Origin of the sequence: Streptomyces sp. NPDC012935, assembly GCF_042900345.1 — a bacterium.
GTDB lineage: Bacteria > Actinomycetota > Actinomycetes > Streptomycetales > Streptomycetaceae > Streptomyces.
In genome coordinates this window covers 76,233-88,537 of sequence record NZ_JBIBBC010000006.1, presented here as the reverse complement: position 1 = coordinate 88,537, position 12,305 = coordinate 76,233, and the positions used below count along the sequence as shown (strand labels likewise).

General features: G+C 71.0%; 10 protein-coding genes. 2 read left to right on the top strand and 8 right to left on the bottom strand.

Going from position 1 to position 12,305, the window contains the following annotated elements; all coding sequences use genetic code 11:
- Positions 1-468 precede the first annotated feature (468 nt).
- Positions 469-3,351 carry an FAD-binding and (Fe-S)-binding domain-containing protein gene (locus tag ACFY5C_RS16835; protein ID WP_389444972.1) on the bottom strand — a complete coding sequence of 961 codons (2,883 nt, stop codon included), beginning with the start codon at positions 3,349-3,351 and terminating at the stop codon, positions 469-471.
- A gap of 182 nt (positions 3,352-3,533) precedes the next feature.
- On the opposite strand from ACFY5C_RS16835, the gene serC reads away from it, so the two are divergent.
- Positions 3,534-4,652 (top strand): phosphoserine transaminase, encoded by a 1,119-nt coding sequence (gene serC / locus ACFY5C_RS16830; RefSeq protein ID WP_389444970.1) that lies wholly within the window; start codon positions 3,534-3,536, stop codon positions 4,650-4,652.
- Between the two features lie 63 nt (positions 4,653-4,715).
- Here serC and ACFY5C_RS16825 read toward each other — a convergent pair whose 3' ends face one another.
- The 4 genes from ACFY5C_RS16825 to ACFY5C_RS16810 form a co-directional block, all read right to left on the bottom strand.
- Positions 4,716-5,246, bottom strand: a complete 531-nt coding sequence (locus tag ACFY5C_RS16825; protein ID WP_389444969.1) for a hypothetical protein — start codon at positions 5,244-5,246, stop codon at positions 4,716-4,718.
- A gap of 96 nt (positions 5,247-5,342) precedes the next feature.
- Positions 5,343-6,959 (bottom strand): cellulase family glycosylhydrolase, encoded by a 1,617-nt coding sequence (locus tag ACFY5C_RS16820; RefSeq protein ID WP_389444967.1) that lies wholly within the window; start codon positions 6,957-6,959, stop codon positions 5,343-5,345.
- 128 nt (positions 6,960-7,087) lie between these two features.
- The gene (locus ACFY5C_RS16815; RefSeq protein ID WP_389444965.1) at positions 7,088-7,909 is read right to left on the bottom strand and encodes an ABC transporter permease; all 822 of its coding nucleotides are present in this window, start codon (positions 7,907-7,909) and stop codon (positions 7,088-7,090) included.
- A complete protein-coding gene (locus ACFY5C_RS16810; protein WP_389444963.1) occupies positions 7,906-8,895 on the bottom strand; it encodes an ATP-binding cassette domain-containing protein in 990 nt (329 codons plus the stop codon). The genes ACFY5C_RS16815 and ACFY5C_RS16810 overlap by 4 nt, the downstream gene beginning before the upstream one ends.
- Before the next feature lie 101 nt (positions 8,896-8,996).
- Here ACFY5C_RS16810 and ACFY5C_RS16805 point away from each other — a divergent pair, with 101 nt between their 5' ends.
- Complete coding sequence (locus ACFY5C_RS16805) at positions 8,997-9,809, top strand: TetR/AcrR family transcriptional regulator (protein ID WP_389444961.1); 813 nt, start codon at positions 8,997-8,999, stop codon at positions 9,807-9,809.
- Between the two features lie 242 nt (positions 9,810-10,051).
- Here the strand turns inward: ACFY5C_RS16805 and ACFY5C_RS16800 are convergent, their stop codons facing one another.
- From ACFY5C_RS16800 to ACFY5C_RS16790, 3 genes are all read right to left on the bottom strand, one after another.
- Positions 10,052-10,603, bottom strand: a complete 552-nt coding sequence (locus ACFY5C_RS16800) for a hypothetical protein (RefSeq protein WP_389444959.1) — start codon at positions 10,601-10,603, stop codon at positions 10,052-10,054.
- Complete coding sequence (locus ACFY5C_RS16795) at positions 10,600-11,229, bottom strand: hypothetical protein (RefSeq protein WP_389444958.1); 630 nt, start codon at positions 11,227-11,229, stop codon at positions 10,600-10,602. Before ACFY5C_RS16795 ends, ACFY5C_RS16800 begins: the two co-directional genes overlap by 4 nt.
- A gap of 97 nt (positions 11,230-11,326) precedes the next feature.
- Entirely contained in the window at positions 11,327-12,301 is a 975-nt protein-coding gene (locus ACFY5C_RS16790) for a WD40 repeat domain-containing protein (RefSeq protein ID WP_389444956.1), read from the bottom strand.
- Positions 12,302-12,305: the final 4 nt, after the last annotated feature.

Genomic DNA, 12,305 nt, shown 5'->3' with positions numbered 1-12,305 from the left:
TGCAGCCGCCACCGGCACCGCGCGCGGAGCGCGGGCACCGGCGCGCACGAGCCGCCGCACTCCCACGTCCAGCCCAAAGGACCAACCCACGGGCCACCCCGGCACGACCGGAGAGCACCCGCCGCCACCAGCCCGGAACGCACTCACTCTCCCCGTTTCACGCGTCCCGGACCCCGCACCCCCACCACGGCCCGAGCGCGCACGAGCCGCCCCACTCCCACGTCCAGCCCAAAGAGCCAACCCACCGATCCACCCCCGCACGACCAGCGAGCACCCGCCACCACCAACCCGGAACGCACTCACTCTCCCCAAGTCACACGTCCCGGACCCCGCACCCCCACCACGGCCCGGACGCGCACGAGCCGCCCCACTCCCACGTCCAGCCCAGACAGCCGACCCATCGGGAACACCCGATCCCCGGCCGTCGAGCGGCCGCCGCCCCGGCCGGAGAGCACTCACCACCCCCGGTCACCCGTCCCCCTCCAACCGCTCCGCCAGCACCTCCGCCAGATGCCGCCCCGGCACGCCCGCCAGCTGCTCCAGCTGTGTCCGGCAGGAGAACCCGTCCGCCAGCACCACGGCGTCCTCCGCCGCTCCCCGCACCGCCGGCAGCAACCGCTCCTCCGCACACGCCACCGACACCTCGAAGTGCCCCTTCTCGAACCCGAAGTTGCCCGCGAGTCCGCAGCAGCCGCCGCTCAGGTCCCCGGCGAGCCCCGCCGCCGCGCGCAGCCGGCGGTCGGCCGCGTCACCCAGGACCGCGTGCTGATGGCAGTGCGTCTGTCCGACCGCCGGCCGGTCCACGCGGGGCGGCGTCCAGTCGGGCGCGTGGCGCTCCAACGTCTCCGCGAAGGTCAGGACGCGGTCGGCCAGGAGACGGGCCCGTGGGTCGTCGTGCAGGAGCTCAGGGAGGTCCGCGCGGAGGGCAGCGGCACAGCTCGGTTCCAGGACCACGACCGGGGCGTTTGTCGCCAGCACCGGCTCCATGAGGTCGAGCGTGCGCCGCAGCACCGCGCGGGCGTGGTCGAGCTGCCCGGTCGAGATGTACGTCAACCCGCAGCAGACCCGCTCGCGACCCCGTAGGAGGGACACCGGATCCAGCGCCACGGTCACCTCCGCACCGCCGCTCCCCGCCGGCGTCTTCAGCCGCACCGTCGGCGGCAGCGCCACCCGCAGCCCGGCCGCCTCCAGCACACGTACGGCCGACTGCCCCACGGACGGGGTGAGGTGCTCGGTGAAGGTGTCCGGCCACAGGATGACCAGGTCACCGTCCGCGCCGGCGCGAGGCTTCTCCCGCCGCTCCCACCACCGGCTGAACGTCCGCGCCGCCAGCCGCGGGATCCCCCGCTCGGGAGCGATCCCGCCGAGCCGTTTCGCCACCCACGCCAACGGCCGTACGGCGGCCAGGGCGTTGACCAGCGCCGCGGTACGCGTGCGTGCCACGACGCGCAGCCACTGGGGCAGGCGCCCCATGCTGTGGTGCGCGGCCGGGCGGCGCCGTCCCTCGTAGTGGTGGTGCAGAAACTCCGCCTTGTACGTGGCCATGTCCACCTCGACGGGACAGTCGGACCGGCACCCCTTGCAGGCCAGGCACAGATCGAGCGCGTCCCGCACCTCCGTCGACCGCCACCCGTCGGTCACCAGTTCCCCGGCGAGCATCTCGTGCAGCAGCCGGGCACGCCCGCGCGTGGAGTGCTCCTCGGCGCCGGTGGCCCGGAAGGACGGGCACATGACGGCGGGGCCGGTCGCCGACGTCGTACGGCACTTGGCGACCCCGACGCAGCGCCGTACGGCCGCCGAGAAGTCCCCGCCGTCGGCCGGGTAACCGAAGGCGACGTCCACGGGCTTGCTCGGCAGTACGGAGAAGCGCAGGTTGGAGTCGAGGGGGGCGGGGCGCACCAGCATCCCCGGGTTGAGCAGATCGTCCGGGTCCCAGACCCCCTTCGCCCGCTCGAAGAGGGCGACCATGTCCTCCCCGTACATCTTCGGCAGCAGCTCGGCACGCGCCTGGCCGTCCCCGTGCTCCCCCGACAGCGATCCCCCGTGCGCCACGACGACCTCGGCGAGCTCCTCCGAGAAGCGCCGGAAGCGAGCGACACCCGCCTCCGTCAGCAGGTCGAAGTCGATACGGACGTGGATGCAGCCGTCACCGAAGTGCCCGTACGGCGTCCCGCGCAGCCCGTGCGCGGTCAGCAGCGCGCGGAAGTCCCGCAGATACGCCCCGAGGCGCGCGGGCGGCACCGCACAGTCCTCCCAGCCGGGCCAGGCCTCGCTGCCGTCCGGCATCCGGGTCGCCGTACCGCTCGCGTCCTCCCGGATGCGCCACAGGGCCCGCTGCCCGGCCGGATCGGTGACGACGACCGCGTCGACGACATCGGCGGCCCGCACGATCGCCGCCGCCCGCGCGCGTGCCTCGCTCTCCGACTCCCCGCCGGTCTCGACGAACAGCCAGGCCCCGCCCCGCGGCAGCACCGCGGAGGCCGACTCCGGCACCAGGTCCTCGGCCATGCCCTCCACGGTCAGCGGCCCGTGCGGCAACAACCCGGCGGCCGCTTCCGCGGCGGCGCTCTCGTCGGGGTACGCCAGCACGGCGAGCGCCCGCGCGCGTGGCGCCTCCACCAGCCGTACGACCGCCTCGGTGAGGATCCCGAGGGTGCCCTCGCTCCCGCAGAAGGAACGGGCGACGTCGGCGCCCTTCTCGGGAAGCAGGGCGTCGAGCGCGTATCCCGAGATGCGGCGCGGCAGTTCGGGGAAGCCGGTCCGCAGCCGGGTCAGGTCCCCCTCCACCAGCTCCCGCAGCCCCTGCGGCGCACCGGACCACCCCTGCCCGAGCCGCAACCGTTGCCCGCGCCCGCTGATCACGTCCAGCTCCCGCACGCTGTCCGCGGTCGTCCCCCACGCCACCGAGTGCGAGCCGCAGGAGTTGTTGCCGATCATTCCGCCGAGCGTGCAGCGGCTGTGGGTGGAGGGGTCGGGGCCGAAGCGGAGACCGTGCGGGGCGGCGGCGTCCTGGAGCCGGTCGAGGACGAGGCCGGGCTGGACGACGGCGGTGCGCGTGCCCGCGTCCAGGGACACGAGCCGGTTCATGTGGCGGGTGAAGTCCAGCACGACGCCGGTACCGGTGGCCTGTCCCGCGATCGAGGTACCTCCGCCGCGTGCCACGACCGGCACCGTATGGTCCCGGCACACCTCCAGCACGGCGGCGACGTCGTCGGCGTCATGTGGCGCCACCACACCCAAGGGGACGCGGCGGTAGTTGGACGCGTCCATGGTGGTCAACGCCCGAGAGGTGATGTCGAACCCCACCTCACCCCGGACGACGGTACGCAGCGCAGCTTCGAGATCCGTCATCCCTCCAGCAAACCAGCCGACGTCCGGCATTCCAGCCCGTCCGGCGTTTGAGGACAAGGCCCGTTCAGGGCCGGAGCGGGGGTCTGGGGGCGGCAGCCCCCAGGTCGGACGCCCACCGAAACGCCGTCTCACCCGACGGACGAGGTTTCACCAAGGTTTCCCGAAACAGCTACGCTCCCACCGTGGCTGAGATCCAGATTCCCGCTGACATCAAGCCCGCCGACGGACGTTTCGGCGCGGGCCCCTCCAAGGTGCGGACTCAGGCGCTGGACGCGCTGGCCGCGACCGGCGCCTCCCTCATGGGCACCTCCCACCGCCAGGCCCCGGTCAAGAACCTGGTCGGTCAGGTGCGCGAGGGCATCCGCGAGCTGTTCCAGCTGCCCGACGGCTACGAGGTGATCCTCGGCAACGGCGGCTCCACCGCCTTCTGGGACATCGCCACGCACGGCCTGATCGAGAACAGGTCGCAGCACCTCACCTTCGGCGAGTTCAGCTCCAAGTTCGCCAAGGCCGCGAAGCTCGCGCCGTGGCTCGCGGAGCCGGACGTCATCACCAGCGAGCCGGGCACGCACCCGGAGCCGGTCGCCCAGTCGGGCGTCGACGTCTACGCCTACACCCACAACGAGACCTCCACCGGCGTCGCCATGCCGATCAAGCGCGTGGCCGGTGCCGACGACGGCGCCCTGGTCCTGGTCGACGCCACCTCCGGCGCCGGCGGCCTCCCGGTCGACGTCTCCGAGACGGACGTCTACTACTTCGCCCCGCAGAAGTCCTTCGCCTCCGACGGCGGCCTGTGGATCGGCGTGTTCTCCCCGGCCGCGATCGAGCGCGCCGAGCGCGTCCACGCCTCCGGCCGTCACATCCCGGAGTTCTTCTCGCTGCCCACCGCGATCGACAACTCCCGCAAGAACCAGACGTACAACACCCCGGCCCTGGCCACCCTCTTCCTGCTCAACCAGCAGCTGGAGTGGATCAACGGCCAGGGCGGCCTCGACTGGGCCGTCCGCCGCACCGCCACCTCCGCGCGCACCCTCTACGGCTGGGCCGAGGACATCAAGTACGCCAACCCGTTCGTCACCGACCCGGCCAAGCGCTCCCAGGTCATCGGCACGATCGACTTCACGGAGGACATCGACGCCGCCGCCGTCGCCAAGGCCCTGCGCGCCAACGGCATCGTCGACACCGACCCCTACCGCAAGCTCGGCCGCAACCAGCTCCGCGTCGCGATGTTCCCGGCGATCGACCCGGCGGACGTCGAGGCCCTGACGAAGTGCGTCGACTACGTCATCGAGAAGCTGTAGCCGCTTCTGCTACAACGCACGAAGGGCGCCCGGCGGATCACCGCGGGGCGCCCTTCACGTGTCCTACTTCTCGCGGAACAGCTCCTCGGCGTCCGCCACGCTCAGGGAGCGGTCGAGCCAGGTCCCCAGCACGTCGAGGTCGGTGCAGGCGGTGACCCGCTCCCGGACGGAGTCGGAGACCTCGACGCCCCGCACACCGAGGATGTGCAGAATGTCCTCGGCCTTGCCTTCGACTTTGCCCTCGACCTTGCCCTCGGCTTGGCCCTTGGCGCGGCCTTCGAGCCACGACTCTTCGACGATCGTGTGGCTGCCGGGAAAGTTCGGGGTGTAAGTGGCCATCAGATGCCTCCAATAGTCGCGGCCCGGGCCCTCACCCAGACCGATCTCGACGATTTCCGCCCAGTCCACACGGTCCACGTCCCCGCCCTCGTCAGTCTCGGCGTTGCCCTTGGACCTCTCGGCCTTGTCTGCCATCCCTGACGCCAGCGCGTCCAGTATCGCAGTCAGACCCGGGTCCTTGGTGTATGCGAGCGCGGAGAAGGCAGCGACGCCGAGGTCCTGGTGCGACGGAACGTAATCGCACGAGTACGTCATGCCCGGACGTTCGGGGTGAGTTCGGCCGGACGAGTGAAGATGCCTGTGACCTATGCCATTTGAAAGCGCCCGGCGGGAACACCGGGCGCCCTTCCCTCATGTCGCCGAGCAGGTCACCGTCGGCACCCCACCACCCCCGGGCGCGCCCCCGAAGCCGAAGCTCGCCGAACCGCCCGCCGGGACCGCCCCGTTGTGGACGGCGTTGGACGCGGTCACGGTCGCCCCGGTCTGGGTGTACGTCGCGTTCCACATGGACGTCACCCGCTGGGACGCGCCCCAGGTCCAGGTCGCCTTCCAGGAGCTGAGCGGCGTCGTGCCCGTGTTGGTGACCTTCACCTCGGCGTTGAAGCCGCCGCCCCAGTCACTGCTGACGGTGTAGGAGGCGCTGCACGCGGCCGTGCCTTCGCCCGGGTCGGGATCCGGGTCCGGGTCGCCGCCACCACCGCCCGGGAATCCCGGCGCCTTGATGCTCGCCAGATAGCCGTTCTTCACGGTGTCCACGGTCTGCCAGTCGTCCTTCAGAATCCCGCCGGTGTCACCGGAGTTGGGGTTCCAGGACCAGAACGTCCAGTGGAACGAGTCCGCGCCGTACGCCGACGTCGACCGCAGGTACGTCACCAGCGCGGCCAGCCACTTCTGGTCCACCGCCGGCTGGAGGGTCGTACCGAACTCGCCGAGCCACACCGGGGCGATGTTCTGCTTGAAGATGTAGCCCCAGTACCTGTCCCAGACGCCCGGCATGTTGTCGGGGAACGACGGGTCGTCGAACCAGGGCTGCCGGGCCACGCTGGTGGCGTAGTCGTGGGCCGAGTACACGAGCCGGTTCGGGACGTCCAGTTGGACCGGGTACTGGGCCACGCCCATCAGGTTGCCGCCCCACCAGCCGCTGACACCGTCGTACGACTGGACGCCCTCGACCATGATCAGCAGCTGCGGGTTGGCGGACAGGACGGCGTTCCCGGCCCGCTGGGCCGCGAGGCGCCAGTCCCTGGTCGTGTCGCCGCAGCCCCAGCAGGCGGGGTCGTGCGGCTCGTTGTGCAGGTCGATGCCGACGACGGTCGGGTTGCCGGCGTAACGCGACGCGAGCGCCTTCAGGTTGGCGATCCACGTCGACTCGGGGACGGACGCCGTGTACCAGAGCGCCGACTGGCCGCCCGCGTCCGGCCGATGCCGGTCGAGGACGATCTTGAGGCCGGCCTGACCTGCGTACGCCACGATCCGGTCCATGACCTGCAGGGACGTCAGGCCCTGCAGGTCGGCGTTCTTGCCGTCGGCGAAGTTGATGCTGTCCGGCATGGTGCCGGGCTTGAGGATGTCGTCGCTGAAGGGCAGGCGGAGGGTGTTGTAGCCCAGCGACCTCATCTGGTCGAGCATGCTCTTGTAGTCACGCGCCCACAGGCCGTGGACGACGTGGTTGCCGGTCTCGAAGCCGAACCAGTTGATCCCGGCGATACGGACCGGCTGCCCGGCCGCGTCCAGGATCTGCCGGCCACTCGTGTGCCAGTAGCCGGCGCCGGCCTCTGCGGTCGCCGAAGCACCCACGGACGCACCCACGGACGCCACTACGGGCGCACCCGCGGACGGACCCGCCGAAGCACCCACCGAAGCACCCACCGAAGCACCCACCGCACCGGCCGACTGCACACCGGCCCCCAGCGGTAACAGCAGAGCCACCGCGGCAGCGCACAGCGCTCTTCGCAAGCTGCGGAACATGTTTCTCGTTCCTCTCGGGAAGGCGCGGCCCCGGAACGGATGGGAGCGCTCCCATGCACCGCGCACCTCCCAGGAAACTAACGCGCCATGGGCACGTCAAGGAGGTGCGCGGCATCCGTCCGTGCGACTCAGCGGCTCAGCTTCTGGAACCTCCGCACCGCCAGCGGCAGGAAGATCGCCGTCAGGATCACCGGCCACACCCCCGCCATCAATAGCGCGTGCTGCTCGACCCAGGAGTCCCCGCTCCCGGCCGGCGTGCCGAACAGGTCACGGCTGGCCGCGGCGGTGGAGGAGATCGGGTTCCAGGCCGCCACCCAGCCCAGCCAGTCCGGCATCAGCTGGGGCGCGACGAAGATGCTGGAGATCATCGTGAGCGGGAAGGCGACGGCGAACAGACCGCCCGCGGCCTCCGGGTTGGGCACGAGCAGGCCCAGCCACACCCCGATCCAGATCAGCGCGAACCGCAGCCATAGCAGCAGCCCGAACGCACCGAGGAAGCCGAATCCGCCGTCCGGGCGCCAGCCCATCGCGAACGCGGTCAGCATCATGATCGCCAACTCCGCGCAGGCGGCCAGCAGATCGGTGATCCCGCGCCCGGCGACGACAGCCGACGAGGCCATGGGCATCGAGCGGAAACGGTCGATGACGCCCTTCGTCGAGTCGTAGACGACGAGCGTCGCGGTGTTGATGAAGCCGAACGCCATCGTCATCACGAACATGCCCGGCATCAGGAAGTCCTTGTAGTCCCCGCCGCCGGGCACCTTCATGGCACTGCCGAAGACATAGCCGTAGAGCAGGACGGACAGGATCGGGAAGCCCAGCTGCCAGGCGATGTTGACCGGTTGGCGCTGATAGTGGGTCAGACCGCGGCGGACGATGTTCCAGACGTCGGCGAGGGTCCAGTACAGCCGGCCGCGCGTGGCCGGGACGGCAAGGTCTACGGCGGTCATGCGACGGCCTCCTTCTCGGTCTTGTCGGTGCGGTGTCCGGTCAGGCGCAGGAAGACGTCGTCCAGGCTCGGCCTGCGCAGCCCGATGTCCTCGACCTGGACGCCCTCGTCCTGGAGCGTGCGCGCGACCTCCGTCAGGGCGGACACCCGGTCGGTGACCGGGGCGTGCACCCGCGACTCCTCCTCCACCGCCTCGGGTTCGCCGTCCGACACACGGGCGACCACTTTCACCGCGCGCGGGATGTCGGACCGCTCGGCGACGACGACCTCGATACGGTCGCCGCCGACGAGGTTCTTCAGTCCGTCGGGGGTGTCGTCGGCGATGGCCCGGCCCTGGTCGATGACGGTGATGTGCGAGGCGAGCTTGTCGGCCTCCTCCAGGTACTGGGTGGTCAGCAGCACTGTCGTGCCGCTCGCCACCAACGCCCTGACGGAGTCCCAGACTTCACCGCGGCTGCGCGGGTCCAGTCCCGTCGTCGGCTCGTCGAGGAAGAGCACGGACGGGGCGAGGATCATCGAGGCGGCGAGGTCGAGGCGGCGCCGCATGCCGCCGCTGTACTTGCCGACGCCCTTGTCGGCGGCGTCGGTCAGGTCGAACTGCTCCAGCAGCTCGACGGCCCGCAGCTTGGCCCGCTTGCCGCCGAGGTGGAAGAGCCGGCCGAACATCTCCAGGTTCTGCCGGCCGGTGAGCACCTCGTCCACGGCCGCGTACTGCCCGGTGAGCCCGATCCGTGCGCGCACCTCGCGCGGCTGCCGGGCCACGTCCAGTCCGGCCACCCTGGCCCGGCCGGCGTCCAGCCTGATCAGCGTGGACAGAATGCGTACGGCCGTGGTCTTGCCGGCGCCGTTCGGGCCGAGCAGGCCGTGCACCGTCCCCTCGCGGACGGCCAGGTCGAAGCCGTCGAGGGCGCGTTTCTCGCCGTACCGCTTCTCCAGCCCCTCGGCTCGCACCGCGTATCCGTCGCCGCCGTGTCCGTCGTCACCCATGGGTCCCCCTCTCGATAGCCGAGCACCAATAACTGAGTACACCGTACCCGATTACGCGTACACAGTACCCAGTTTTTTTCGGAGGACTTAAGCTGAAGTGCATGACGAGCGGCAAGGGCGGCACCAGCGGTACGGAGACCAGCGGCAGCGGCGACATCGCCCGCACGATGGAGCTGCTGTGGGACACCGGCCGACGCCCGAGTCGAGGCCCCAAGCCGACCCTCACACTGGACCAGATCGTGGAAGCGGGCGTCCGGGTCGCGGACGCCGAGGGCCTGGAGTCGATGTCCATGCGCCGGGTCGCCGCCGAGCTGGGCACGGGCACGATGTCGCTGTACCGCTACGTCCCCGGCAAGGCCGAGCTGCTCGACCTGATGCTGGACCGCGTCCAGCGCCCCTCGGAGAACCCGGCCGACCTCGGCGACGGCGGCTGGCGCTCGGCCCTGGAGGCCGTGGGCCGAGCGACCCTCGACCTCTACCGCCGCCACCCCTGGCTGCTCCAGGTCAACCAGTCCCGCCCGATCCTCGGCCCGAGCGCCCTCGACGGCATGGAGAAAGTCCTCGACCGCATCAAGCCGATGGGCCTGACCGACCCCGAACTGATCTCCGCGATCATCATGATCGACGGCTACGTCGTCGGCGCCGCGCGCACCCAGCTGTACGCGCAGGAGGCGGAGCGCCGCACGGGCCTGACCGACGCGGAGTTCTGGCAGGCCCAGACCCCGATGCTGGAGAAGATCATGGCCTCCGGCCGCTACCCCCTGCTCGCCTCACTCGACGAGAACACCTGGGGCAACGAGTTCGACCACTTCGAGTTCGGCCTCCAACGCATCCTGGACGGACTCGAGGTCTTTGTCGCCCGGCGCGCGGGAACGGCCGGCGGTGCCGACGGCGCGGTGAAGCAACAGCCCTAGGGACGCGCCCCCGACGACTCCGGCAGGGCCGGCAGGGCTTCGTGTCCGGCGAGGCCGAGCCTGACGCGAGTGTGGTCTTCCGCCTCTACGAAGACCTGATGCCCCCGGTGGGCGGTGAGGCGGTGCGCGTTGCAGAGATCCCGAATCACGACGCAGCTCGCCATCTGCTCCGGTCCGTTGCTCAAGGCCCGTTTCGCACGAGCTCACCCACGCGCGTCCCGCCGGCAGCCCCCAGGGCGGGGCTAGGGCGACGGCTCCGCGAGCATGGCGATGAAGCTCAGGAGGCCCACGGGGACCGCGACCAGGACGGCGTACCCCACCCGGTCGGCCACCCTCTGCCGCCGCGAGGGCTCCCGGCGGTGCTCCTCGCCGCGCCGGTCCGCCCCCCGCGGCTTGATCGCCTGGTATGCGAGGACCGCGAGGACGACCACACAGATCGAGACCTGCCAGAGCTCACCCACGACACCCCAGAACCCGACCCGCTGGACCGTGTCCGGCTCGAAGCCCTGGCGGGCGTCGAACTCGGTGCCGTCCGGGTAGTCGTGCCCGGTGTCCTCCAGCCGCACGTAGTCGGCGTCGTCGGCGGTGCCGCCACCGGGCGTGAAGTCCCCGAGGCAGTCGTATTCGGAGCGCTTACGGCTGTAGTCGGTGTCGTAGCAGCGCTCCACCTTGTACGTGCCCGAGGTGCCGTAGATACCGGCGGACAGAGCCATGTCGGCGGTCGCGGTCACGAACCAGAAGCCGGTGACGAGGGCGACGAGGACGCCGCACACCCAGCCGAGGACGCGTTTCATCCGAGCACCATCCCGCGCGGCTCCTTGAGCTCCAGCAGCCGCGAGATTCCCGCCTGTTCGGCAAGAGCCGTGCGCTGCGGATCAGCCTGTGCGCGCTCCTGCTCGTACTTCGCCCAGGGCGCGGGCTGCACGAAGAGCATGGCGTTGCCCGCCGGCACGATCATGACGCCGCCGAAGGCCGCATCACCGCCGAACCAGGCGCCGCCCTCCTCGGCCCCCTTCGGCCAGCGGCGCACCGTGGAGGCATTGACCGCACGCAGCGACGGGGCACCGTGCTGCCCGCGCACCGTGAGCCGGACGGTGTGCACATCGCCCATGTACTTCCACTCGGAGCCCTTCTTGGCCACCCGCGTGCGGTACTCCAGGGGGTAGGTGCGCAGCACCTTCTCGCACACCTTGAGCCGCGACCCACGGCCCAGCCGGAGCGACAGGAAGATCAGCACGAACATCCCGGCCGGGATGCCGAACGCGGGCAGGGCGGCGTCGTACCCGGCCCAGTGCGCCACGAACGGCACCGCGAACAGCCCGGCAGCGAGCGCGAGGCGCGCGGCTATGTGCCGGCGGAGCAGCGTGCGGTTGTGCTTGAGCACCTGGGCGATGTCGGGGGCCACGGGTGGACTGTCCATGCGGAGCGAGAGGGTCCTTGGAGCAAGATCGGCGGCTGGGACCGGGTGACGCTATCAGGGCCCGTCTGCCCGTTCACCGGTCGTGCGCGCTCTCCCCTCAACCCCTCCGCAGGAGCCGCCGCAGCCCGAACACGACCACACACGCGACGACCACGGCGATGGCGCCGACCTTGAGGTCGCCGGTTCTGCCGCTGTCCCCGCCGTCGTCCGACGAGGCCGAACTGCCGCCGCCGGAGGAGGAGTCGGAGGGTCCGGCACCCCCGGGGGCGTCGTTGGCGACGACGGAACTTCCGGCGCCCTCGCTGCCGAGCATGAGTTTGCTGCCGTCGGTCGAGTAGCTGGCGGACTCGCCCTGCCCGAGGGGCACGCTGATGCGTTCCAGCCGCTTGAGCTTGCCACCGTTCCAGTCGTAGGCGACGCCGCCGAAGTAGCCACGTACGGCGAGGGTCCTGCCGTCCGGGGAGAAGGCCGCGTCGGTGGCCCACATGTCGACGGGGACGGTGGGCTTGAAGACGTTCGTGCCGGAGGCGGAGAGCTCGGCCGGGCCCTGGTACAGGTGCCCGCCGTCCTCCTGCTTGTCGATGATGTAGACGCGGCCGGTCTTGGGGTGCACGACGAGCGACTCGGCGTCACGGGTGCCGTCGGAGTACTTCACCACGTACTGCGTGGCACGGATCGTCCGGTCCTTCAGCGTCTTGGGCTCGGGGAGGCGGTAGACCCACACATAGGGCCACTGCACACCGTCGTTGTCGCCGATGTCGCCGACGTAGAGCTGGTTGTCCGGGCCCATGGAGATCGCCTCCACGTCCCGCGGGGTGCCCACCCCGGTCATGGTGATCGTCGCGACCGTCTCGCCGGTCCTGCTGTCCACCGCGTAGAGGTAGGCGCCCGTGTCCTGGTCGTTGTGCGTCCAGTAGATGCCGGGGTGCTGACGCGAGGCGGCGAGGCCGCTGGACTCCGTGATGCGCGGGTCCTTGATCGTGAAGTCCTCGTCGCCGTCGGCGGCTGAGGCGGGCAGGGTGAGCGCACCGGTGAGGAGGACCCCGGCGAGGATGGCGAGCGGTCGACGCATGCCC

Bases quoted from the DNA above. Each gene is read 5' to 3' on its own strand.
- ACFY5C_RS16835 (WP_389444972.1), bottom strand. From the start codon at position 3,351: ATGACGGATCTCGAAGCTGCGCTGCGTACCGTCGTCCGGGGTGAGGTG.
- ACFY5C_RS16825 (WP_389444969.1), bottom strand. From the start codon at position 5,246: ATGACGTACTCGTGCGATTACGTTCCGTCGCACCAGGACCTCGGCGTC.
- ACFY5C_RS16820 (WP_389444967.1), bottom strand. From the start codon at position 6,959: ATGTTCCGCAGCTTGCGAAGAGCGCTGTGCGCTGCCGCGGTGGCTCTG.
- ACFY5C_RS16815 (WP_389444965.1), bottom strand. From the start codon at position 7,909: ATGACCGCCGTAGACCTTGCCGTCCCGGCCACGCGCGGCCGGCTGTAC.
- ACFY5C_RS16810 (WP_389444963.1), bottom strand. From the start codon at position 8,895: ATGGGTGACGACGGACACGGCGGCGACGGATACGCGGTGCGAGCCGAG.
- ACFY5C_RS16805 (WP_389444961.1), top strand. From the start codon at position 8,997: ATGACGAGCGGCAAGGGCGGCACCAGCGGTACGGAGACCAGCGGCAGC.
- ACFY5C_RS16800 (WP_389444959.1), bottom strand. From the start codon at position 10,603: ATGAAACGCGTCCTCGGCTGGGTGTGCGGCGTCCTCGTCGCCCTCGTC.
- ACFY5C_RS16795 (WP_389444958.1), bottom strand. From the start codon at position 11,229: ATGGACAGTCCACCCGTGGCCCCCGACATCGCCCAGGTGCTCAAGCAC.
- ACFY5C_RS16790 (WP_389444956.1), bottom strand. From the start codon at position 12,301: ATGCGTCGACCGCTCGCCATCCTCGCCGGGGTCCTCCTCACCGGTGCG.